Source organism: uncultured Martelella sp. (assembly GCF_963677965.2).
Lineage (GTDB): Bacteria > Pseudomonadota > Alphaproteobacteria > Rhizobiales > Rhizobiaceae > Martelella > Martelella mangrovi.
This window is the reverse complement of sequence record NZ_CAXXFM010000001.1, coordinates 2,445,199-2,467,114: the sequence shown is the minus strand read 5'-3', so window position 1 is coordinate 2,467,114 and position 21,916 is coordinate 2,445,199. Positions and strand designations below refer to the sequence as shown.

General features: G+C 61.7%; 21 protein-coding genes. 14 read left to right on the top strand and 7 right to left on the bottom strand.

All coding sequences use genetic code 11. The features are described from left to right. Positions 1-169: 169 nt before the first annotated feature. Entirely contained in the window at positions 170-1,087 is a 918-nt protein-coding gene (locus ACHZCU_RS11550) for an AraC family transcriptional regulator (protein ID WP_319518892.1), read from the top strand. Between the two features lie 116 nt (positions 1,088-1,203). Further along, positions 1,204-1,950: an SDR family oxidoreductase gene (locus tag ACHZCU_RS11545; protein WP_319518891.1), complete on the top strand. Its 747-nt coding sequence runs from the start codon at positions 1,204-1,206 to the stop codon at positions 1,948-1,950. A gap of 97 nt (positions 1,951-2,047) precedes the next feature. Here the strand turns inward: ACHZCU_RS11545 and ACHZCU_RS11540 are convergent, their stop codons facing one another. Continuing rightward, a complete protein-coding gene (locus tag ACHZCU_RS11540) occupies positions 2,048-2,725 on the bottom strand; it encodes a TetR/AcrR family transcriptional regulator (RefSeq protein WP_106306300.1) in 678 nt (225 codons plus the stop codon). 48 nt (positions 2,726-2,773) lie between these two features. On the opposite strand from ACHZCU_RS11540, the gene ACHZCU_RS11535 reads away from it, so the two are divergent. Continuing rightward, positions 2,774-3,505, top strand: coding sequence for an SDR family oxidoreductase (locus ACHZCU_RS11535; RefSeq protein ID WP_319518890.1), 732 nt, complete (start codon positions 2,774-2,776; stop codon positions 3,503-3,505). A gap of 83 nt (positions 3,506-3,588) precedes the next feature. Here the strand turns inward: ACHZCU_RS11535 and ACHZCU_RS11530 are convergent, their stop codons facing one another. The 3 genes from ACHZCU_RS11530 to ACHZCU_RS11520 form a co-directional block, all read right to left on the bottom strand. Further along, positions 3,589-4,767, bottom strand: coding sequence for an MFS transporter (locus ACHZCU_RS11530; RefSeq protein ID WP_319518889.1), 1,179 nt, complete (start codon positions 4,765-4,767; stop codon positions 3,589-3,591). A 178-nt stretch (positions 4,768-4,945) separates the two neighbouring features. Then, positions 4,946-5,812, bottom strand: a complete 867-nt coding sequence (locus ACHZCU_RS11525) for an SDR family oxidoreductase (protein WP_319518888.1) — start codon at positions 5,810-5,812, stop codon at positions 4,946-4,948. Positions 5,813-5,890: 78 nt separating this feature from the next. Continuing rightward, positions 5,891-6,547 (bottom strand): O-methyltransferase, encoded by a 657-nt coding sequence (locus tag ACHZCU_RS11520; protein ID WP_319518887.1) that lies wholly within the window; start codon positions 6,545-6,547, stop codon positions 5,891-5,893. Between the two features lie 615 nt (positions 6,548-7,162). Here ACHZCU_RS11520 and ACHZCU_RS11515 point away from each other — a divergent pair. The 5 genes from ACHZCU_RS11515 to ACHZCU_RS11495 all read left to right on the top strand — a co-directional run bounded on the left by ACHZCU_RS11515 (position 7,163) and on the right by ACHZCU_RS11495 (position 13,213). Beyond that, the gene (locus ACHZCU_RS11515) at positions 7,163-7,309 is read left to right on the top strand and encodes a hypothetical protein (protein WP_319518886.1); all 147 of its coding nucleotides are present in this window, start codon (positions 7,163-7,165) and stop codon (positions 7,307-7,309) included. A 5-nt stretch (positions 7,310-7,314) separates the two neighbouring features. After that, entirely contained in the window at positions 7,315-8,415 is a 1,101-nt protein-coding gene (locus ACHZCU_RS11510) for an efflux RND transporter periplasmic adaptor subunit (RefSeq protein ID WP_319518885.1), read from the top strand. Beyond that, positions 8,412-11,483 (top strand): efflux RND transporter permease subunit, encoded by a 3,072-nt coding sequence (locus ACHZCU_RS11505; protein ID WP_319518884.1) that lies wholly within the window; start codon positions 8,412-8,414, stop codon positions 11,481-11,483. The genes ACHZCU_RS11510 and ACHZCU_RS11505 overlap by 4 nt, the downstream gene beginning before the upstream one ends. Before the next feature lie 280 nt (positions 11,484-11,763). Further along, positions 11,764-12,645, top strand: a complete 882-nt coding sequence (locus ACHZCU_RS11500; RefSeq protein ID WP_319518883.1) for a DMT family transporter — start codon at positions 11,764-11,766, stop codon at positions 12,643-12,645. 163 nt (positions 12,646-12,808) lie between these two features. After that, positions 12,809-13,213 (top strand): GFA family protein, encoded by a 405-nt coding sequence (locus ACHZCU_RS11495; RefSeq protein WP_319518882.1) that lies wholly within the window; start codon positions 12,809-12,811, stop codon positions 13,211-13,213. On the opposite strand, the gene ACHZCU_RS11490 is transcribed toward ACHZCU_RS11495, so the two are convergent. Then, positions 13,203-14,117, bottom strand: a complete 915-nt coding sequence (locus tag ACHZCU_RS11490; protein ID WP_319518881.1) for an NAD(P)/FAD-dependent oxidoreductase — start codon at positions 14,115-14,117, stop codon at positions 13,203-13,205. The two genes, ACHZCU_RS11495 and ACHZCU_RS11490, sit on opposite strands and share 11 nt — an antisense overlap. Before the next feature lie 135 nt (positions 14,118-14,252). On the opposite strand from ACHZCU_RS11490, the gene ACHZCU_RS11485 reads away from it, so the two are divergent. From ACHZCU_RS11485 to ACHZCU_RS11460, 6 genes are all read left to right on the top strand, one after another. Then, entirely contained in the window at positions 14,253-14,732 is a 480-nt protein-coding gene (locus ACHZCU_RS11485; protein WP_319518880.1) for an Rrf2 family transcriptional regulator, read from the top strand. A gap of 1,468 nt (positions 14,733-16,200) precedes the next feature. Continuing rightward, entirely contained in the window at positions 16,201-16,863 is a 663-nt protein-coding gene (locus tag ACHZCU_RS11480; RefSeq protein WP_394706110.1) for a ZinT family metal-binding protein, read from the top strand. Between the two features lie 210 nt (positions 16,864-17,073). Beyond that, positions 17,074-17,436, top strand: coding sequence for a hypothetical protein (locus tag ACHZCU_RS11475; RefSeq protein WP_146132289.1), 363 nt, complete (start codon positions 17,074-17,076; stop codon positions 17,434-17,436). Between the two features lie 62 nt (positions 17,437-17,498). Beyond that, positions 17,499-18,497, top strand: coding sequence for a DUF1775 domain-containing protein (locus ACHZCU_RS11470; RefSeq protein WP_319518879.1), 999 nt, complete (start codon positions 17,499-17,501; stop codon positions 18,495-18,497). 244 nt (positions 18,498-18,741) lie between these two features. Then, a complete protein-coding gene (locus tag ACHZCU_RS11465; protein ID WP_319518878.1) occupies positions 18,742-19,110 on the top strand; it encodes a hypothetical protein in 369 nt (122 codons plus the stop codon). Continuing rightward, entirely contained in the window at positions 19,107-19,310 is a 204-nt protein-coding gene (locus tag ACHZCU_RS11460; protein ID WP_319518877.1) for a helix-turn-helix transcriptional regulator, read from the top strand. Before ACHZCU_RS11465 ends, ACHZCU_RS11460 begins: the two co-directional genes overlap by 4 nt. A gap of 86 nt (positions 19,311-19,396) precedes the next feature. Here ACHZCU_RS11460 and ACHZCU_RS11455 read toward each other — a convergent pair whose 3' ends face one another. Both ACHZCU_RS11455 and ACHZCU_RS11450 read right to left on the bottom strand, forming a co-directional pair. Then, on the bottom strand, positions 19,397-20,584 hold the full coding sequence (locus ACHZCU_RS11455; RefSeq protein WP_319518876.1) for an MFS transporter: 1,188 nt from the start codon (positions 20,582-20,584) through the stop codon (positions 19,397-19,399). 442 nt (positions 20,585-21,026) lie between these two features. After that, a complete protein-coding gene (locus ACHZCU_RS11450) occupies positions 21,027-21,770 on the bottom strand; it encodes a FadR/GntR family transcriptional regulator (protein ID WP_319518875.1) in 744 nt (247 codons plus the stop codon). Positions 21,771-21,916: the final 146 nt, after the last annotated feature.

Here is a 21,916-nt window from a genome sequence, read left to right as displayed (position 1 = left end):
TCTGGCTGTGCCGCGTCTGCGATACATCGCAAACCATCGCTTTCTTTCCACGGTCCCGGAGTGCTAGAAAAAAGCCACTCCCCTGACGAAAGCGATCAACCGCCATGACTCAAACCAGGACTTTGCCTGCTTCCCGACCGATATATCCGCAGGCTGCGGACATGCCGGCATGACAGAGGCGGGCCGCGTAAACCCGGTTCGCAGCTCTGGAACCGGGCTGGAAAACTACCTTCCCGGCAGAAAGATCGTGCAGGGAAACGGCGAAGCCTGGAACGGTCTTGATGCCCAGATCTTTTCCCGTCCCGCACAGGAGGACGACATTCTGGTCCCCGCGGTCGCCGAACCGCTTGTGGTTTTCATCCTGTCTGGCGAGGCCTTCGTTGAGGAACGCGAGATGGATGGCGACTGGCGCGGCTCCCAAGTGCGGGAGAGCGCCTTTTATCTGACCCATGCCGATGAGCCCTATCATATGCGCTGGCACACGGCGGATGACCGGCCGTTTGAAGTGTTTCAGCTTTATCCGGGCCACGCGCTGATGGAGGCTGCCGCCGCCTCGCTCGGGCTGAAGTTTTCGGCAACGCGGCTGCGGGATATCTCGGCGGGAGACGATCCGCTTGTCGCCGCCATTCTTGCAGCGCTGGCCGACGAACTGCGCGGCAACCCGGACGGCAATGCCTGTTTCGTGCAAGGTCTGGCAAAGGGGCTTTGCGTCCATCTGCTGCGCCAATTTTCCGACCGGGAAACGGCACGGCCGCTGCCCGAGGCCAGGCTGCCCGCCTGGCTGTTGCGCCGTGTGCTGGCCTACATGGATGCGCATCTTGCGGAAACCTTCGACCTCGACACTCTGGCAGAGATCTGCGCAATGAGCCGGTTCCATTTCAGCCGTGCGTTTCGCAACACCACCGGCCAGCCCCCTTCGCGCTGGTTCATGGCGCGCCGGATGGAGCGGGCAAAAACGCTGCTTCGCGAAACGGAGCAGTCCATAATCGAGATATCCATGGCTGTCGGTTATGACAGCCCCGGCCATTTCGCCCAGGTCTTTCGCAGACATACCGGCCTGAGCCCGACGGCATATCGCGCCAGTTAAGATTTCCCGCAAAATCACGACAGTTGCCGCAAGGGCGCAAACGCGCGGCGTGGCCAAAATAGTTACTGCTTTTCTCGTCACTTACACCCCGCCAGGGGCAAAGACGGAGAAAAGAAATGGATATCAGAAACAAGGTCGCCCTCGTTACCGGCGCTTCCAGCGGCATCGGCGCGGCAACCGCACGCAAGCTGGCAGCAGAAGGCGTCATTGTCGGGCTCGCTGCACGCCGGCGCGACAGGCTCGATGCGCTCGCCACGAAAATCGAAGGAAACGGCGGCAGGGCCATCGCGCTTGAAACCGATGTGACAGACATGGCCTCGTGCAAAAAGGCAGCCGACACGCTGATCGCGGCCCATGGGCGGATCGACGTGCTGGTCAACAATGCCGGACTGATGCCCTTGTCGGACATCGACAGTTTCAAGACAAACGAATGGCAGCGCATGGTCGACGTGAACATCACCGGCGTGCTCAATGTCTCGGCGGCTGTGCTGCCGCAGATGATCGCGCAGAAATCGGGCCATGTGTTCAACCTGTCCTCGATTGCTGGGCGCAAGGTGTTTGCCGGCCTGTCTGTCTATTGCGCGACCAAGGCGGCGGTTGCGGCCCTGTCGGATGGCATGCGCATGGAGCTTGCGCCCAAGCACAACATCCGCGTCACCAGCATCCAGCCCGGTGCGGTCAAGTCCGAGCTTTACGAGCAGATCAGCGATCCAGGATACCGCAAACAGATGGACGATCTCGCCGCCAGCATGACCTATCTGGAAGGTGAAGACATCGCCAGTTCCATCCTGTTCGCGCTGAAAGCGCCCGAGCGCATGGACATGTCGGAAATGTTCATCATGCCCACCGAACAGGGCTGGTGAGCCCTTGCCGCCGCCGGCCCCGGCCAGCGGCGGCGTGTTTTAAAGGACATGCACAGCCATCGCGGGCACGCCAATTTCCGGCACAATTAGGTGAAGATCACCGACCAGGAGCGCCTGCGGGACGTTTTGCGGCTTCGAGATACGCCCGGCACATCAACGCCAGTTCATCACCGAGACGGTTTGCTATTGCCGGTGAAATCTCACGCGTAAACAGGCTTCGGACGGTTCCGAAAAGCATGTTAAGAAGCGAATGGTTTACCAGTACGAGATCGTCGAATTCCGCATCGGGAGCGCTGGCGAACATCGCGGCTGTCGCCGCTTCGATACGCTGGATGCAGCCCTCGGTCAGAGCGGCCGTATCCACCTCCATGGCGACGAGATAAAGCGCCCGCGTTGCATTGCGTTTCAGGGTTTTCGCATCCCAGTACGCCTTCACCAGAACATCGCTCATTTCAGTGAGCGGCGCACCATGACTGGCGCGGCAGGCTTTTTCGACAGCTTCGGCAATCGCATCCAGATAACGGCCGGTGACCGCATAAAGCAGCGCTTCCTTGTGCGGATAATATTGATACATCGTACCCACCGACACGCCCGCCCGCGCCGCAACGCGCGTGGTCGTCAGCCGCGTTGGCCCCTCGCTCAGCAAAACCTGAATCGTTGCCTCGAATATCGCCTCTACAGTCGCGAGCGCACGCGCCTGACGCGGTGATTTACGGGCGCTGAGGTGTTGTGGCGGCACGGTGGTCAAAAGCGAATTCCAAAGCTGAATTATCATTCATATATTGAATAACACCCTTAAAGCCAAGCCCAACAAGGATTTCTCATGACGAACAACCGTATCGCGCTCGTCACCGGCGCGAACAAAGGCATTGGATTTGAAATCGCTCGGCAACTTGCCGAAACCGGAGCGAAAGTGCTTCTCGGGGCGCGCGATCCCGGCCGCGGCCAAAACGCGGCATCGATACTAACGGTCGATGGCCTCGATGTTTCCTATCTGTCGCTCGACACATTGGACGAAAACAGCATCCATACCGCCGCCGCGCGGATCGAAGCGGAGTACGGCCGCCTCGATATCCTGGTCAACAATGTCGGCATCTGGGACTTCCGCGACGGCGTACCGGGCGGCGCATCACTGGACGCCGTTCGAACGACGATGGAAACGAATTTCATCGGCACGCTTGCTGTAACGCAGGCCCTGTTGCCGCTGCTGCACAAATCCGAAGCCGGCCGGATCGTGAACCTTTCCAGCACTCTGGGCTCGCTTGCCTGCAACGGCGACCCGTCATCACCCTACTATTCCGCGCAAAACATCGGTTACAACGCCTCCAAGGCCGCAGTGAACATGCTGACCGTCGAGCTTGCGGAAGAATTGCGCGACAGCAGCATTGTCGTGAATTCGGTCTGCCCCGGTTTTGTCAAAACAGATCTGAGCGGGCAGACAGGCACGACATTGCCCGCACAAGCAGCGAAAATGCCGGTACGCTGCGCATTGCTTGGCAGCCAGGACGCGTTTTCCGGCCGGTTCGTTGATGCCGCTGGCGAAATACCGTGGTGACAGCCCCGCCAGTCGCCTCATGACAAAAACAGCCAGCACCCGACCGGCTCGGACCGATCGGGGGAGCCGGGGCATGCACAGTGTCAAACGTCCTGCTCCCCGGTGCGGGCAGACAAGACCATCCACAGTCCGAGCGTCGCCGCAAGACCGCCGACAAGGAACACCGATGCGTAACCGGTGCGGTCGGCAAGCGCGCCGACTACGGGGGCGGTAGCGCCATAGGCAAGGTCCTGAAAGGCGGCAAATCCGCCGATGGCCGTGCCGCGCAGTTGCGGCGGCACCCGTTTCATGACCTCGGCTCCCATGGCGGGAAACACCATCGAGCAGCCGAAACCGGTCAACAGCGCGCCGGCCAGCGCCGCATAGGGCCCGGGCGCCAGCCAGAGCAGATATTGCCCGCAGGCTTCGACCACCAGCGAGATGGCGGCAACGCGCGTGCCGCCGATCCGGTCGGGCAGATGGCCGCAAAACAGCCGGACCACGACAAAGCCGACGCCGAAGCATGTCAGGCCGAGACCGGCATGCGGCCAGCCGCGGCTGAAGAAATAAAGCGAGAAAAACGCGCCCAGCGCGGCAAAGCCGACACCCTGCATGAAGACAGCCGTGCCCGGACGCCAGATGCGCCCGATAATCCGCCAGAAAGATTCCCGCGGACCGGGATGAGGCGCCACCGCCGGAAGCCAGTGGATCATGACCAGCCCGGCCAGCGGCAGCGCCGTGCAGGCAAGCATCAGCCCTGAAAAACCGAACCGCTCCATCAGCGAAAGGCCCAACGGCCCGCCCGCGGCGAAAGCGCCATACATGCCGATGCCGACAAGGGCGATCACGCGGCCGGAACGGGCGTGGCCCATCAGGCCGATTGCCCAGCCCAGCATGCCGACCATCGCCACGCTCTCCCCAAGCCCGAGCAGCAGTCGCCCTGCCAGAAGCACGCCATAACCGGCAGCCGCCGACAGGCCGGACCAGTTTGAAACCAGGCAGACCAGCCCCGCCGCCGCATAGATGAGCAGACCGCGCTGCATCGTCAGCTTGCCGCCGATCCGGTCCGACCAGGCGCCGGCGCGGCCGCGCGTCAGGATTGTCGACAGAAAGGCGATCCCGACCGCCAGTCCGCCATAGGCATTTCCCAGTCCCCGCGTCTGCACGACATAGACAGGAACGGCCGGCAGCGACATGGCGACCGTGAGATAGGATAAAAACAGCGCCGCCGTGAGAATAACGACGCGGCGGAAGGCCGGATCGGGCCGTTGAACATCGGACATGATAATGCTTTCCGGGTTTTCCGGATGTCGGGCACGCAAAGTGGCGCGGGCGCGGAAACTCCGCGCGCCTGACATGACTTCGGGAATGGAAGACTGATGATTGCAGAGCGGAAACACGTTTCCGCTCCATCTGCTTGTATTGTCGCGACGTCAGGACATTTCGCCTGTCTGTACGCCCTTACTCTGCGTAGTAGACCGCCTGGTCGATATCGGAAAGCAAATCCGGCCCCTCTGGCTCCCACCCGAGAACAGAACGGGTGCGCGCGCTGGACACCGACATATCGGCGCCCGCCATCATTGCAAACCAGCCGAAATGGTCGCGGTCCCGCGTTTCGACCGGCAGGCCGAGACGCCGGCCGATCACGGCGGCGATCTCCCGGAAGGGAACGACTTCGTCGGCAACAGCATGATAGACCGGTTCGGTTACACCCTGCTCAAGCGCAAGCCGGTAGACTTTCGCCGCGTCCAGCCGGTGGACGCCGGACCAGCAATTTTCGCCTTCGCCGATATAGGCGGACACGCCCGTTTCCCGCGCACGACGGATCACCAGCGGCACGAAACCATGGTCACCATTGCCATGCACCGATGGCGCAAGGCGCACCGTCGCGGCACGCACGCCGCGTTCCGCCAGAGTGCGAGCGGCAGTTTCCGATTTTCGCGGACCGGCATCATGCAGAACGTCGGCTTCGGTGGCGCCACGGGGCAGGCCCGCCAGACCGGCCGTGACCAGCATGGGCCGATCCGAACCTTCCAGTGCTGCACCAAGCGCCTCGATTGCGCGCCGGTCCTGTTCGGCATTTTCGGCGAATTTCGAAAAATCGTGATTGAACGCGGTGTGGATGACGGCATCGGCCTGCGATGCGGTAGCGCGCAGCACATCGAGATCGTCGAGCGTGCCTGAAACGGCATTTGCCCCTTTTGCCGCAAGTTCGGCGGCCTTGGCGTCCGTCCGCGCAAGCCCGGTGACCCGGTGACCGGCGTTCAGAAGTTCATCGGTAACGGCCGATCCGACCCAGCCGGTGGCCCCTGTTACGAAGACATGCATGGTTTTCTCCTGAGATATTCCAAGTGGAAGGTGAGCGCGATCGGGTTGAAGCATGATGACAATGACCGGCCATCGCCTTCAGCCCGCGCGCATGGAAAGCTCGATATCCTCCGCAAACGGCACGGACATGTATCCGCTGCCGGGTGCGCGAACATACGCCTGATAATCCGGGCAGAAATCGACATTGTCGGCGATAATCAGCGCGCCGGGCCGCAATCGATCCTCGACCATGCCCAGAATGTCGCGGTAGAGCGGTTTTGCACCGTCGAGCAGCAGCAGATCGATCCTGTCCGGCAGGTCGGAACGCAACGTCTCGAGCGCATCGCCCGCGCGAATTTCGACAAGGTCGGCGAGACCGCCTTCGGCCAGATGCGCGCGCGCCCGCGCTACCTTGGACGGCTCGAATTCACAGCTGACGAGCCGCCCGCCGCCATTGTCGCGAAGCGCTGCCGCAAGATGGAGAGTGGAAATCCCAAAGGACGTGCCGAACTCGACGATATCGCGGGCGCCAATGCTACGGGCCAGCATGTAGAGCAAGGCCCCCGTCTCCCGCGAGACCGGAAGCCACAGATCCTTCAGCAACCCGTAAAGATGGAGATATTCGGTTCTGCTGTGCATCAGCCGGTTCCGCTGCTCCCGGGAAAGAGCGGCCATGGCCGGACTGGTTGCCGCCTCCGCTTCGGCAAACAGGCGATCGAGCAAAGATGCGAGGGGTGAATTGGTGAGCGTGTTCATCGATGGATACCGTTGAAAAAAGTCAATTTGTCTGGCGTCCGAAAAATACGATCAATCCATCGCATTTTCTAATCGCATTCATGCCTTCGCCGCTAAACAGACACACAATAAACTGTTTTTATTATACAAAATACGTTTTCGGCCATTCCCCCTCCTTGCCGGTAACGACCTTTTCAAAGGCAGGCATTCAGGTTTTCACGGCAGTGATATCGGTGAATTTCGGTCTTCCCTCTCGGGTTTTCCGTTGCATGCCCGGTCGCCGGTTTCATGAGAAATCTACACCGCATTTGTCCCACAAGTGTGCCAGCCGGCTTCAGATTGTGTCAGCCGACCGTAAACACCGCCGGGCGGAATACACCTACGGCCGGCCCTTTTTTCCTTGCAGGGCAGCGCCGCATGCAGCACCTGAGCGCGGTCTCCTTGCAACGTTCCGGTGGCAACAAGGCCTTCCTGCTCCTCGGCCCCCAGCCCCCTGTCGGGACACTTTGCGACAAACAGTAAAATTCCCGGCATATCCGTGCAACACCTGCCCCCTACTCTCCTCCGGCGCAGCCCGCGCGACCGGCTCGACATTCCCCGCGAGCACGGCGCGCAAGGCCGAAGAGAAAGGCAATCATGATGCACCAGACGTACCGCAAGGGCAGAACGTCCGATAGCAATCCGCGCGAGATCTCCGGCACGGCTGTGGCGGTTTACGACCTCACGTCCTCTCGGCCCGGAATAAAGAAGCGGCTGCCCGCAAACCGGCATGGCGAGGTTTGAAAACGATGCGCAGTATCAAGGCAATGACCGGTATTATTCTGATCGCGGGAGCAGGTTTTGCGGGGTTTGAGCTGACCGGCACGATGCTTGCTCCACGGTCCGCTCCGGCGCAAACCGCGCCATCGGCGGAAACAGCGCTCGAAGTATCCACCGTCCCTGTCCGGCAGATGGCGTTTTCCGAAACGATCGCCGCCGTGGGCACCACCCGCGCCATCCGGGCCATAGAACTGCATCCCGAAGCGGCCGGACGCATTGTCGAACTGTCCATCTCACCCGGCTCGACGGTCTCCGAAGGCGATTTGCTTTTGCGCCTCGACGATACGGCGGCCCGCGCAAGTCTGGAATTCGCCAATGCCACCCTTGCCGAAGCGCGCGCGGCCATAGAGCGCCACGACCGGTTGCGCGAAAGCGGGACGATTTCCGAGGCCGCGTATGAGGCCGCCCAGGCAGCCCTCCTGCGTGCGGAAGCCGAACGCGATCTGGCACGCGAAGCGCTTGAGGACCGCAGCCTTTATGCGCCTTTCACAGGGGTCGTCGGTCTGAGCGACCTGACGGCCGGGGAACACGTTGATACGAACACCATCGTCGCTTCGCTCGACGACCTGTCGGTCATCGAGGTGGGCTTCCGGGTCCCGGAACAGGCTTATCCAAGGCTCGATACGGGCATTGATGTTGAATTGCACTCGGCGTCCTGGCCCGATCGCATCTTCCGCGGTGCGATCAGCGCCATAGACACACGGATCGACTCCGGCAGCCGTTCACTGGCGCTGCGCGCGCGGGTCGACAACGCCGATGGCGATCTGAAGGCCGGCATGTTCATGCAGGTCGCCATCGTGATCGAAAACCGGCAACAGCTTGCAGTCCCCGAACGGGCCCTGTCCGTCTCGGGCGCGCAAACAACCCTCTTTGTCGTCGATGCCGGTATCGCAAGACAGGTTGAAATCGAAACGGGGCAGAACCGCGATGGGCTGGTCGAGGTCCGCGCAGGTCTGGAAAACGGCGATGCGGTGATCGTCAACAATCTGCACCGCCTGTCGGACGGCATGGCGGTCACGCCGCGCCCGGCAACGGCAACCACTGCGGCTGCGGAGGCCTCCCTGCTGTGACACTTCCCGATTTTTCCCTTAGCCGCCCGGTCTTCGCCACGGTCATCAATCTGTTCATCATTCTGGTTGGCGCGGTTGCGCTCATGGCGCTTCCGGTGCGTGAGCTGCCGCAGGTGGATACCGCCGAGGTTACGATCAACACCGACTATTTCGGGGCCGCTCCCGATGTGGTGGACGCGCAGGTGACATCCATCATCGAAGGCGCCGTTGCCGGTATTTCCGGCCTGCAGAGCATGTATTCCGAATCCGAACGCGGCGGAATGCGCACGGTTTTGACGTTCGATCCGTCCCGCGACATCGATTCCGCCGCCAATGACGTGCGGGCTGCGGTCGATCGCGTTGCCGAAGACCTGCCTGAGGAAGCGGCACGGCCGGAGGTCGAGAAAAATGACGACGAGGGCGATCCGGTGGTCAGGCTCAGCCTCACCAGCCCGGCGATGACACCGCTTGAACTGTCGGATTATGCCGACCGCTATATCGTCGACAGGCTGGCCCGGCTTCCCGGCGTGGCCAATGCATCCATCTTCGGCGAGCGGGCACCGGCGATGCGGATCTGGCTGGAGCCGGAGCGAATGGCGGGCCTTGGCGTCACCACCGGCGACATCGTTGCAGCGCTCGAAGAGAACAATATCGAGCTGCCGGCCGGCGAGATCGAGACGGCAGCCAGACAGCTTCAGCTGACGGCAAACACCCGTTTCACATCGGCCGGCGAGTTCGAACAGATCGTCATCCGCGACGATGGCAGCCGCCCGCTGCGCCTCGGCGATGTCGCCCGGGTGGAAGTCGGCGCGGAGCGCACGGAAAGCTACTTCCGCTCTGACAGCCAGACCGCGCTCGGCATCGGCGTCCAGCCTCAGGCCCAGGCCAATTCGGTTTCCATTTCGCGACAGGTGCGCGCAGAGCTGGAACGATTGCGCCCGCAATTGCCGGAAGGCATGAATATTCAGGTCACGACGGACGAGGCCGTATTCATCGAAAGCTCGATCCGTCAGGTTCTGCGCGTCTTCACCGAAGCCGTGCTGCTGGTCACCGCCGTGATCTTCCTGTTTCTGGGGTCAGGACGGCTGTCCCTGATTCCGGTGGTAACGATCCCCGTTTCCGTGCTCGGTGCGATCATTGCCCTCTGGCTGCTCGGCTTCTCGATCAATATCCTGACGCTCTTTGCGCTCATTCTCGCCATCGGGCTGGTGGTCGACGATGCCATCGTCGTGCTGGAAAACACCCAGCGTCATCGCGCCATGGGCCTGACGCGGCTGGAAGCCGCGCGAAAGGGCGCAAACCAGGTGAATTTTGCCGTCGTGGCCTCCACCGCCGTGCTGATCGCCGTGTTCCTGCCCATTTCTTTCATGGAAGGAGAGATCGGTCAGCTTTTCGGCGAATTCGGCATTACTCTGGCCGTTGCGGTTGCCGTTTCGGGACTTGTGGCGCTGACGCTCTCACCGGTGCTTGCGGCCCGGTTGATGCCGCGCGAAGACAGGCCCGGCATGATGCTGCGCACTGTCAATGCGATCATCCGACGGATCGAAACCGGTTACCGCAAAAGCCTTGGCTGGGCCCTGTCGCGTCCCGCGCCCGTGCTGGCGATTGCCGCTTTCGCCATTGCGGCGGCCTGCGGGCTCTGGCGTGAACTGCCCCAGGAGCTGACGCCGGACGAAGACCGTGGCCAGTTCCGCATTTTCGTCGTGGCCCCGCAGGGCGCCAATCTTGATTATACCGATGCGGCGGTACGCGATATTGAAGCGTTGCTCGAACCGTTCCGCTCCGACGGAACCGTTTCAAACGTCACCTCGATCGTCGGCGTCTGGGGCGAATTGCGCCGGGCGATGATTTTCGTGAATCTGGCGCCATGGGAGGAACGCGACGTCACCCTTCAGGACGTTATTTCGACGCTGAGGCCGCAGCTCAATCAGAACGGGGATGTGGCGACAGGTATCCGTCCATCCGGGGGCCTGGGTATCGGCGGCGGGCGCGGCGGCATACAATTCATGCTCGGCGGCCCCGATATCGAACGGGCGGCGGAATGGTCGGAAACACTCACTGCTGGACTGGAAAATGATCCCGGTCTGGATGGAGTGCAGGCCGGCTACGCCGCCAACCAGCCCGGCGCCATGCTTTCAATCGACCGCGAACGGGCCCGCGATCTGGGCCTCGACGCCCGAATGATCGCCGAAACCCTTCAGACGCTTTATGCCTCCCGGTCCGTGGGCGAGTTCACCGCCGACGGGCGGCAATACCCGGTAATGCTGCAGGCCGCCGCCGAAGATCGCAACAACCTCGCCGACATCTTGAACCTGATGGTGCGCAACACAAGCGGCGACCTCGTGTCATTGTCCGGTTTCGCCTCGGTCGTGCCCACGGCCACCGCGCCGGCCATTGCCCGCTTCGACCGGGTTCACTCGGTGGAGATTGAAGCGGATCTTGTCGAAGGGACGGATCTGGCCGAAGCCATGGCGCGGATCGAGACCGCCGTCTCCAGCCTGCCGGCGGGGGCAACGCTCTCCTGGGACGGACAGGCAGCGGACTATCTGAGAGCATCCGGCGATGTGGCCATGGTCTTCGGCTTGGCGCTCGCCATCGTCTTTCTTGTCCTGGCCGCGCAGTTCGAAAGCTTCCGCACCCCTTTCGTGGTCATGCTGACCGTGCCGTTGGGGCTTGCCGGCGCCATACTGTCGCTCTGGCTCGGGGGGCAATCGGTCAATATCTACAGTCAGGTCGGCCTTGTGCTGCTGGTCGGCCTGATGGCCAAGAACGGTATCCTGATGGTCGAATTCACCAATCAGCTGCGCGAACGCGGCAGCACCCTGCGTGATGCGGTGATCGAGGGCGCAGTAACAAGGCTGCGCCCGATCATGATGACGACGATTGCGACCGTCTTCGGCGCGCTGCCGCTTGCCACCGCGACCGGCGCCGGTGCGGAAAGCCGCGTCGCCATCGGTCTTGTCATCGTCGGCGGCCTCAGCTTCACCTTCGTGCTGACGCTTTTCATAACGCCGCTCGCCTATTTTCTGATCGAGGGTTTCACAAGCCCACGGACAGATAAGGAAGCAGTCCCCGCCCCCGCCGAATGACCGTCGCAAATCCGCTGTTTTTGCCAAACACGATCTGCGGTCGGGGGGCGGTTCATCCCCTGTACATACCGGTTTGCCACGATACCGACGGGGTTGACTGAACGAAAATGACGGGCGTCGTAGGGACTGGTGAAGCTTCCTGTCTGCCTTTTCGATGGCGGCTGCGTTCAGTATTGCCGACATGGTAAACCATTACTCACATTCTCCTCCTTGCTTTTATGGCGCCGGATCGGGCAGTCTGGCCGTTCGCAGAGGGACGACCAATATCAGGGGAGATCGAATGCAGGCTGCACCGCCCGGCACACAGGCAAGTTATACCGGCGGCATTGTGCTGATGTGCGCCGGCGTTGCCTGCCTGAGTGCGAATGACGCCGTGGCCAAGGCACTGACCGCGCATTATTCTCCGCTTCAGATCCTGTTTATGCGCAACCTGATCGCCCTGCCCTTCACCGTGGCCATTGCTCTCGTCATGGGCGGACGGACGGCGCTGAAGACATACCGGCCTGCGGCACACCTGCTGCGCGGAGCGCTCTGGGTCGTCGCAGCAATGATGTTTTTCACGAGCTTTATCTATCTCGGCCTTGCGGAGGCCACCGCACTGATTTTCGTGGCGCCCTTCTTCATCACCGTTATTTCGGCGCTGTTTTTGGGAGAGAAAGTCCATATAAGGCGCTGGCTGGCCGTTCTTTTCGGCTTCATCGGCGTTCTCGTGGTCATCCGCCCGGGCGGCGCGACCTTTCAGGCCGCGTCACTGCTGCCCGTCGCCACGGCGCTTGTCTACGCATTGCTGATGCTGAGTGCCCGCTGGGTCGATGCGCGCGAAACCGTGTGGACGCTTCTGGTCTATCTGACGGGCACGGCAGCGCTGATCAGCGCCTTCATCGTGCCCTTCGTCTGGGTGCCGGTGCGTCTTGAAGACCTCTGGCTTTTTGCGGCCATCGCCCTGTTCGGAACGGCAGGCATGACGATGATGACGCAAGCCTTCCGTCTGACGCCTGCCGTTATCGTCGCGCCGCTGGATTATACCGGCATCATCTGGGCGACGCTGTTCGGATGGCTGTTCTGGCGGGAAAGTCCGGACACCATGACCTTCTTCGGCGCCGCAATCATTATTGCCAGCGGCGTGTTCACGATCTTCCGGCAAAAGGGAAAAGCCGCATGAGCGCGTCGAGATGTAGCGCCAAGACGGTGGAGGAGGGAAACGGGAAATGGATCCAGATCGACCGGCGCTCGGCATTCCCGCGCCGGCTTCACCGAGGTCGCCCGCCGGTCCGATACGCGGCCGATCATGAGAAATCAGTTGAACAACGATGGAGAGGATTGAGATGATCAAGGGCAGATGCGAATGCGGCGCGGTCGCTTTCGAGGCGGACGCGGTGCGCGATACCGTCACGGTCTGCCATTGCAGCCAGTGCAGACGAACGAGCGGTCATCTGTGGGCATCGACCCACGCACCATTCGACAAGCTGACCTTTGTAAATGATGCAGGACTAAGATGGTACGCATCGTCCGACCAGGCAAAACGTGGCTTCTGCGCGCATTGTGGATCCAGCCTGTTTTATCGCATGAATGGCGAGGCCGGCATCGGCATCGCCGCCGGTTGCCTGGAGGATACCTCCGCTTTGCGCATCGGCAAGCACATCTTCGTTGCCGACAAGGGCGACTATTATCCGGCGCCTGACGATGCCGAAGAAACACGGCAGTCCGATAATGGCCGGCTCATATGCTGATGAGCTCAGGATCGAAGATCAGCGAGCGATGGGCGGCGCTTCCGGCCATCACGCCGGCTGCCGCCGCAAGGGTCGCGTTCGGCATCGGGCTTGCGAGATCGCCAGCGGCGAAGACGCCGGGAACCGTTGTCGCCTGCATCTGGTCGACCACAATATAAGGCCCGGTCGGTCCGTCCTGCATTTCGCAGCCCAGTTGCGCCGCAATGTCGCTGAATGGCGCGGTCTGCGGTGCGAGGAACAGGCCCGCAAGCGCAATTATCCGCCCATCTTCAAGTCGCACTGCTTCAAGCGCCGGAGCGGTTCCGATCAGTTCCGCCACCGGCGTTTCCTCAATCTGAACCTCACGGGTTTTCAGCGATTGCATCTGCTCCGCCGTCGGGCGGAATGCCGTTCCGGTAAACAGCGTCGTCGGCCCCCAGTCGGGCAGCATCATGGCCTGATGAAAGGCCTTCTCGTCGCGCGCCAGCACGCCGAGCGGCTGCCGGTTGAGCTCATAGCCATGGCAATAGGGGCAATGCAGCACGCTTGCGCCCCAGCGCTCGGCAAGGCCGGGCAGATCCGGCAGGCTGTCGCGCACGCCATAGGCAAGGACGATCCGCCGTGCGGAGACGTCGCTGCCATCAGCAAGGGAAACGCGGAATCCGCTGCCCTCACGCCGGGCGGACAGGGCCGCGCCATCGTGAAAACGAACGGTCGGATAGGCGCTTAATTCTTCGCGCAGCCGCGCCTTGATATCAGCCGGGCTTTGCCCTTCCTGCCCCGGAAATCCGTGCGATGTCACCGCAAAGCGGTTTCTGGGCATGCCGGTATCCAGCACCAGCACCGCCTTTCGCGCCCGGGCCAACTGCATGGCGGCGGACATGCCGGCGAAGCTGCCGCCGATAATGAGAACATCGTGATCCATGGTCTGATCCTGTGTTTATGGTTTAATGTATTTTTATGAGTTACATGAAATCGCCAGGCGTGACAAGACAAGAAACTTTCATTGTTGCGTGATGCCTGCTAGATAGAAGTCAGCGAAAAACAAGGAGCCCATTTCATGCCGCGCGATCTTCGCCTGTCACGTATGCTGCATGTGCTGATCCATCTCGATCGGCACGTCGAGCGCGCGACCTCGGATCAGATCGCCCGGATGATTTCGACAAACCCGGTCGTGGTGCGGCGCATGATGGCGGGCCTCAGGGAAAAGAATATTCTAATCTCGGAGAAGGGCCATGGCGGCGGCTGGCAGCTGGCGCGGCCCCTGAGCGCAATATCGCTGCGGGATGTCTACGAGGCGATCGGCAGCCCGCCGCTGTTCAACATCGGCCCCGGCGCGGACCCCGCCGATTGTCTGGTGGAAAAGGCCGTCGACGCCCGGCTTGACCTTGCGATGCAGGAGGCCGAACGCCGGCTGCTGGAACAGTTCTCCGAGATATCAGTGGAAGATCTGGCGCAGGATTTCGAGCAGCGATTTGCCGCCCTTCAGGCCGACGCGAACGATAACCCGACAACGGCCTTTTCGCATATCAAAAGCTGACTTGAAGGCTATGCGCTGCTTGAAGCAATCGAGTCTTTCCACAGGTCGCCGGTCATGGTGCTGATGCAAGACGCTGCGTTCAAGCGGGGACGTTGAAACGATTTTCAGCAGCCGGAAGAAAAACGGTTGCCTTTGAAATCGTGCTTCTATAATCGTAACGTTATTACATCACGTAACCCCTTCCTGATTATGCGTGAGCATATTCTTCATGGCCGAGGCCAGCCGGTCCTTCAGTGATCGGCCGCATGGCAGAAAGTGGATCAGGACCAACCCCAGGAAAACGGCTGACATCAAAAACGGGCAAGGAAAAGCCGGCCTAAAAATGTAACGTTATACCATACAAGGAGAAGCAAATATGAAACAATGGATACTGGGTGTATCCGCACTCGCGGTTTCGATCGGCGCGCCGGCGGCCTTCGCCGAAGATCATGAGGACAGCGTCACTCTTTATCGCGTTTTCGTCGGCGACCACACTGACGCGAAAATCACGGCGTTCGACCTCGACCAACCGGACAACCGCTGGTCCTTCGAAACGACGGGCCAGAACAAACTCTTTGCCGTCAACGGGGGCGCGGCCATTGTCGCCGTCCAGTCGGACAGCGATGCGGTGCATTTCATCGACAGCGGCATTTCGCTGCATTCCCATGGCGGCCATTCCGATATCGATATCGACGACCCGGTTGCCATCGAGGGCGCGCTTACCGGCCCGCGCCCGTTCCACATCATCGATCATGACGGCAAGGTGGTCATCAATTTCGACAAGGGCGGCTATGCCGCAATCGTCGATGCGCATGCGCTTTCCCAGGGCGCGCTTGAAACCAGCCAGCTGAAGCAGGACCGCGCCCATCACGGCTTTGCAGCCCCCATCGGCGATTTCTGGGTCACGAGCGTTGCAACCGACACGCCGGTCGATGGCACCCGCATCGGCCTGCGCGCCGTTGAGGCCGATGGCACGCCGACCGGCGATGTTGCGACCTGCACCGGCATTCACGGCGAAGCCTTTTCCGGCGCCTACCTTGCAGCAGGTTGCCAGGAAGGCGTGCTGACCGTGACACCCGGCGAGGACGGCCCCGTCTTCGAAATGCTGGCCTACCCGGATGACCTGCCGGAGGGCCAGACCACGGGAACCCTGCTCGGCGTCAAAAGCATGCAGGCGTTTCTCGGCAATTACGGTGCCGATGGCCTTGTCGTCATCGACCCGGCCGATGAACCGCATTTCAGTTATATCGAACTGCCCTTCCGTCGCGTCGACTTCGCGCTTGATCCGGCCGATGCCCGCTTCGGCTATGTGCTGACCGAAGACGGCAGCCTGCACCAGGTCGACATTCTGGGCAGCAGCCTGACGACCAGCGCCAAAGTCACCGAGCCCTATTCGATGAACGGCCACTGGAATGACCCGCGACCGCGCATCGCCATGGCCGGTGACGAGATCGTCATGAGCGACCCGAAGGCCGGCCTCGTTCGCCGCATCGCCAAGGACGACCTCAGGCAGGTCGGCGCCATCGACGTCGGCGGCATGCCCTACAACATCGCCGTTGCCGGCGGCAGCGGCATGGTGCATGAAGGCGAACATGCTCACGCGCACAGCCACGGCGACGCGCAAATCGCCAAGGGCTATTTCGAAGACAGCCAGGTTGCCGAGCGCGCGCTTTCCGACTGGGCCGGCGACTGGCAGTCGGTCTATCCCTATCTTCAGGACGGAACGCTCGATCCAGTGATGGAACATAAGGCCGAAACCGGCAGCATGAACGCTGCTGAATACAAGGCCTATTACCAGACCGGCTACAAGACCGATGTCGAGCGGATCACCATTAACGGCAATACCGTTACCTTCTACGAGAACGGCCAGCCCGTTGCCGCCGAATATGCAAGCGACGGCTACGAAATCCTGACCTACCCCAAGGGCAACAGGGGCGTCCGGTTCATCTTTGAAAAGAGCGACGGCGACGAAGCCGCACCGCAGTTCATCCAATTCTCCGACCACATCATCGCACCGGCCAAGGCCTATCACTTCCATCTCTACTGGGGTGATGACCGCGCGGCGCTGCTGGAAGAACTCGAAAACTGGCCGACTTACTACCCGTCATCGCTCAACGCCGACGAAGTCGTCGACGAGATGCTGGCGCACTGAGCCGACGCAGCCATGCAGAAAACGAGCGCCCGGCTTTTGAGAGCCGGGCGTCATCGAGACGACCCGCAAGAGCAAGGGTTGAACGCCGCCCTCAATTCGCTTGCGTCAAATTGACAACTTGCAATAACGTGCGATTTCCATGCTTGTCTTGCCGAAATGGCGCGGGTTCGCGCTTTGGCGAAACAACGGAATGCAGGGGAGGTTCAAGGCTTGCGGGGACTGAAGGCGGCAATGCGGGAGCTGGCGGCGGCATTGGCCGTGATCGCCGTCCTTGCGCTGGCCTTTGTCTATCAGCCCTTCATGCCGGCTTTGACACACCATGATGCCGGTTCGCTTCTGGCATCATCGCAGAGCGTTCTCTGCGGCGGCGGCCCAGCCGATGACGCGACCGCAAGTCACGGTCCCTGCCATGCCTGCCGCCAGAACGCCGCCATTCTGCCGCCGCCGCCGGATGAGGCCGTGCCGGCCTATACCTGCCTTGTGGCGCATGATCTTGCGTTTGAGGACGAGACGCCGTCCCGCGCCTTCTACACCAAGCATTACAATCCGCGCGCACCGCCGTTTGCTGTCTGATTCCGCAACGCGGACCTGTCAGAGTCCGTGAAATCACGACAATTGCAAACGGAGTATTTTCCATGACCATGTTCATGAACCGTCTCGCCTGGGCCGGCGCAATCAGCCTTGCCAGCCTCTCCGCCGCCAATGCCCATGTGACGCTTGAAACCGCCGAAGCGGCGGCCGGCAGCAGCTACAAGGCCGTTATCCGCGTGCCCCATGGCTGCAACGGCGCGACAACCACCGAAATCCGGGTCAAGGTGCCGGAGGGTTTTTATAGCGCAAAGCCGATGCCGCATGCCGGCTGGCAGCTCGAAACCGTCACCGGCGCCTATGCCGATACCTATATGCACCACGGCACGCCGGTCAGCGACGGCGTGACCGCGGTGATCTGGAAAGGCGGCGAACTGCCGGACGCCCATTATGATGAATTCGTGATGCGCGGTTCGCTTTCCTCCGACATTGCCCCCGGAACGGAACTCTATTTCCCCGTTGAACAGCTCTGCGCCGATGGCAGCGCCAGTCACTGGACCGGCATGGGCGAAACCGGCGAAGGCGAGCCCGCGCCGAAACTGACCGTCACCGCCGCCGGGACAGCACACGGCCATCACCAGAACGCTCCCGAAGCCATGACGCCCGGGCCCGTCACGCTTGGCGATCTGGAAATTGATGGCGCCTTTGCCCGCGCCACCCTGCCCGGCGCGCCGGTTGGCGGCGGCTTTCTGTCGATCACCAATAATGGCGATACCGACGACCGCCTTGTTGCCGCATCCTCCGACGTTGCCGGCGAGCTGCAGCTTCACAACATGCGCATGGATGGCGACGTGATGAAGATGCACCAGATGCCCGACGGCATTCCCGTTCCCGCGCATGAAACCGTGACGCTGAAGCCCGGCGGCATGCACATCATGTTCATGGATCTTAACGGCCCGCTCGTCGAAGACACGGTCATCGATGTCGAACTGATATTCGAGGAGGCCGGCACGGTCGTAGTGCCCTTTCCGGTGGGAAGCATCGCCGCAAAGGACGCCAGCCACGACATGCCCGGAATGGACCATGGCGACATGAAGGCGCACTGAGCCTTCGCGCCTGTTTCTGCTGCATCAGAATGGATGCATGGCGCTCCAGGCTATTCCAAATGCCACCTCGCACCGGCGTCCTGTCCGGTGCGAGGTGGCGGTTTACAGAAGCCGCTTCGCGCCATGACAGACAGGAGTAAACGCAGGGGCGATGCGTTTCCAGCGAAAAATGTAAAGGTCGCTTGACACGCCGCCGATCTCTCCCCTATTTGTAAAGGAGACTTTACTTTACAGGGTAACCACCATGCGCCAACTGTTTTACATGATCGCCGGGCTGGCCGCTTATGCGGCGCTGCTGATCTTCTCCCAGCATCTCCTCGGCAATGGCTTGGAAGGCAACACGTTGCGCCTGTCGATCGCGCTCCTTCCAATGCTTCCCGCCCTGTTCATCTGCGTTGTCGTGGTCCGCTGCATTCGCCAGCTGGATGAGCTGCAGCGCAGGGTGCAGCTCGAAGCGCTCGCGGTCGCCTTTGCCGGAACCGCCCTGATTACCTTCAGCTATGGTTTCCTCGAAGGCATCGGCTTCCCCAGACTCTCGATGTTCATGGTGTGGCCGCTCATGGCGGCAATCTGGTTCGTCGGCGTCATCATCGGAAAGTTTCGCTTCAGATGAACAACCGGATCCAGGAACTGCGCCGGCAAAGGCAGTGGTCGCAGGCCGATCTTGCCACGCGCCTGAAGGTCTCGCGGCAAACGGTCAACGCACTTGAACGCGGACGCTATGACCCGAGCCTGCCGCTGGCCTTTACGATTGCACGGCTCTTCGAGCTGCCGATCGAACAGGTATTCCTGCCGGATTCCGACCAGCCGTAAACCGTCGGAAGCAGGCTCGAGGCAAACACGTTCCGAAAGGAACAGGCATCAATCGCCGTTGCCCCGGGCAGATTTGCATTTGCCTGTCACGCGGTCCGTTGCTGGCGCATCCGAAAACCGGCCGCAAGGATGAGGACCGCACCAAGCAGGGCCGCCGCGCAGGTGAAGACCAGCACGCCCACCGGCCCGTAAGCCGAAACGGCGATGCCGCCCAGCCCCGCCCCGAGTGCGATGGCGACCTGGAAGCTGGTCGCCTGAAGCGCGCCGACGGCTTCGGCATGATCGGACGCCGCCTCGGCATTCCAGGTCGCGATTGCCACCGAAAACACGCCGAAGGCAAAACCCCAGATCGCGGTTGCGGCGCTGGCGGCAACAGGCGTCGGGTCCACAAACATGAGAGAGCCTGCGGCAAGCATGAGCCCGACAGCCGAGCCACTGGCCGTCAGAGCAGCGCTGCGCGATGCCCAGATGCCGCCGATCATGCTGCCGATAACGCCGCCGGCACCGAACAGGAGCAGCGCAAACGAGATCGCGTTGATTTCGAGCGCCGCGACCTGTTCGAAGAAGGGGCGAATATAGGTGAAGCCGGCATAGTGGCCGGACAGGACGAGGAAAACCGTCGCCATTCCCGCCAGCACCGCGCCGCGGGTCAGCGTGATCCGGAACGATGCCAGCCCGGGCGCTGCTGCGGGCGGCAGCTTCGGCAGCGTGGCGAGGAGGCCCGCAACCGCGATCACGCCCAGCACGGCGGCAACGATGAACGTGCCGCGCCAGTTCCAGACCTCGCCGAGATAAGCGCCCACAGGCGGTGCAACAACGCTTGCGGCGGAAACGCCCGTGAGAATAATCGACATGGCGCGCGCGACCTTTTGCGGCGGCACCAGCCGCAGCGCCAGCGCCGTGACCATGGCCCAGGTGCCGCCAAGCGCAACGCCCAGCAAAAAGCGCGCCACAAGCAGCACCCAGAGGCTGCTCGCGACAGCCGAAAGCAGGCCCGAAACGGCAAGAACGACGGCAAGGCCGAGAACCAGCGGACGCCGGTCAAAACGGCCAACGCCGAGAACGAAGAGCGGGCTTGAAATAGCGGCGGTGATCGCCGTCAGCGTCACCGCCTGCCCTGCGGCCCCGACCGCAACATCAAGATCGGCGGCGACGGGCGAAAGCAGGCTGATGGGCAGAAGCTCCGCCGACACGAGTGCGAACATCGCAAAGGACACGGCAAACACCGCCGGCCAGTTTGCCTCGAACTTTTCGGAAGCGTCGGTTGCATCCATGGGGGATATCCTTCTCTGAAGACGCTGCCTGGCGCCGATCATTAATATTCCAAATCGATTCTTGGAATATTATTCAGAGATACGCATCGCAGCGCATGTGTCAAGCAACGGCTCCGATTTCGACCTGCTCGTCCCTCCTCCCCGGCGCGCGTTTTTTCCCGGAAACAGATCGCAAAGAAACTTGTCGGAAGCTTTCAGCGGTGGGTCAGAGCGTGGTGAAAACACCCCACAATCACACCGTTCCGGAAGGAACATTCAACCCAATACGCTCGGCGGTCCGGCCCTGGAACGTTGGCCGTAGGATAGCCCCACTGCACGCGCTTATATTGACAGGACGTTTGACGGAAACGCCGAAAATGGCACGGCCCTCCCGGAGTGTCGCGCGCACCGGATAGTCAGCAGATCCAGCTGAAGCGGTCGCGGACGGTCACCGGCACGATCGTCAACCGGTGCGCGCGCCCTTGAGCATGGCGCGGTAGCGGCCGAGACTGCCCTCGAGGTGGTCCTTCATTGCCTCTTCCGCAGCTTCGGGATCGCCGTCGATGATCGCATCGACGATACGTTCGTGCTCTTCCACCATTTTCGGGTTCGGCACATAGGTCCGTGGCGTGCCGTCATGGGCTTCAAGTTCGACACGCGGGACGATGCCGGGGCGGATCAGCGACAGGAATTCGGGAAAACGCTTGTTCTGCGAGGCCTGCGCGATCGCGTAGTGAAAGGCGAAGTCCGCCGCTCTGGTCGATTCCCCCGTGCTAAAACAGTTGGCGATGTCGTCATTCGCCTTCACGATTGCATCGATCTGCGCTGCAGAACGGCGACCGGCGGCAAGTGCGGCGGCGCGGATTTCAAACGCGCTGCGCAGTTCGAACAATTCGATCACACCGGAAAGCCGCTCGGTATCGAGATCGGAAAACGGATGCCGCCGCCGGGCGCTGACCGGGTCCAGGGCAAAAACCCCGGAGCCCTTGCGCGCTTCGGCCAGCCCCTCGGAGCGCAGCAGGCTGATGGCTTCGCGGACCACCGTGCGGCTGACGCCGTGCAGGCGGGTCAGTTCCGACTCGCTCGGCAGCCGGTCTCCGGGCTTGAAACGGCCGCTCTCGATATCGCTGCGCAGACCTTCCGCGATCAGGCTGACGCGTGTGCGCGGGGCTTCCGGCGCGTTTCTCGTCTCGATGATATCCGTCATTCTCTCCGCTCCGGCCCCTCTCTGCGCTGTGCCTGTGTAATAACCTATCTATTACACCGCCTTCCCCCAAAACGAAAATTACCGCCACGGACCGTTCGTTCAAGTGGCTTTCGGCTGAATAACATCGCTTTTGCGGTTGACGTGTC

Bases quoted from the DNA above. Each gene is read 5' to 3' on its own strand.
- ACHZCU_RS11485 (WP_319518880.1), top strand. From the start codon at position 14,253: ATGCCGCGCGATCTTCGCCTGTCACGTATGCTGCATGTGCTGATCCAT.
- ACHZCU_RS11450 (WP_319518875.1), bottom strand. From the start codon at position 21,770: ATGACGGATATCATCGAGACGAGAAACGCGCCGGAAGCCCCGCGCACA.
- ACHZCU_RS11500 (WP_319518883.1), top strand. From the start codon at position 11,764: ATGCAGGCTGCACCGCCCGGCACACAGGCAAGTTATACCGGCGGCATT.
- ACHZCU_RS11470 (WP_319518879.1), top strand. From the start codon at position 17,499: ATGACCATGTTCATGAACCGTCTCGCCTGGGCCGGCGCAATCAGCCTT.
- ACHZCU_RS11550 (WP_319518892.1), top strand. From the start codon at position 170: ATGACAGAGGCGGGCCGCGTAAACCCGGTTCGCAGCTCTGGAACCGGG.
- ACHZCU_RS11495 (WP_319518882.1), top strand. From the start codon at position 12,809: ATGATCAAGGGCAGATGCGAATGCGGCGCGGTCGCTTTCGAGGCGGAC.
- ACHZCU_RS11540 (WP_106306300.1), bottom strand. From the start codon at position 2,725: ATGATAATTCAGCTTTGGAATTCGCTTTTGACCACCGTGCCGCCACAA.
- ACHZCU_RS11465 (WP_319518878.1), top strand. From the start codon at position 18,742: ATGCGCCAACTGTTTTACATGATCGCCGGGCTGGCCGCTTATGCGGCG.
- ACHZCU_RS11455 (WP_319518876.1), bottom strand. From the start codon at position 20,584: ATGGATGCAACCGACGCTTCCGAAAAGTTCGAGGCAAACTGGCCGGCG.
- ACHZCU_RS11525 (WP_319518888.1), bottom strand. From the start codon at position 5,812: ATGCATGTCTTCGTAACAGGGGCCACCGGCTGGGTCGGATCGGCCGTT.
- ACHZCU_RS11510 (WP_319518885.1), top strand. From the start codon at position 7,315: ATGCGCAGTATCAAGGCAATGACCGGTATTATTCTGATCGCGGGAGCA.
- ACHZCU_RS11530 (WP_319518889.1), bottom strand. From the start codon at position 4,767: ATGTCCGATGTTCAACGGCCCGATCCGGCCTTCCGCCGCGTCGTTATT.
- ACHZCU_RS11545 (WP_319518891.1), top strand. From the start codon at position 1,204: ATGGATATCAGAAACAAGGTCGCCCTCGTTACCGGCGCTTCCAGCGGC.
- ACHZCU_RS11460 (WP_319518877.1), top strand. From the start codon at position 19,107: ATGAACAACCGGATCCAGGAACTGCGCCGGCAAAGGCAGTGGTCGCAG.
- ACHZCU_RS11490 (WP_319518881.1), bottom strand. From the start codon at position 14,117: ATGGATCACGATGTTCTCATTATCGGCGGCAGCTTCGCCGGCATGTCC.
- ACHZCU_RS11520 (WP_319518887.1), bottom strand. From the start codon at position 6,547: ATGAACACGCTCACCAATTCACCCCTCGCATCTTTGCTCGATCGCCTG.
- ACHZCU_RS11515 (WP_319518886.1), top strand. From the start codon at position 7,163: ATGATGCACCAGACGTACCGCAAGGGCAGAACGTCCGATAGCAATCCG.
- ACHZCU_RS11535 (WP_319518890.1), top strand. From the start codon at position 2,774: ATGACGAACAACCGTATCGCGCTCGTCACCGGCGCGAACAAAGGCATT.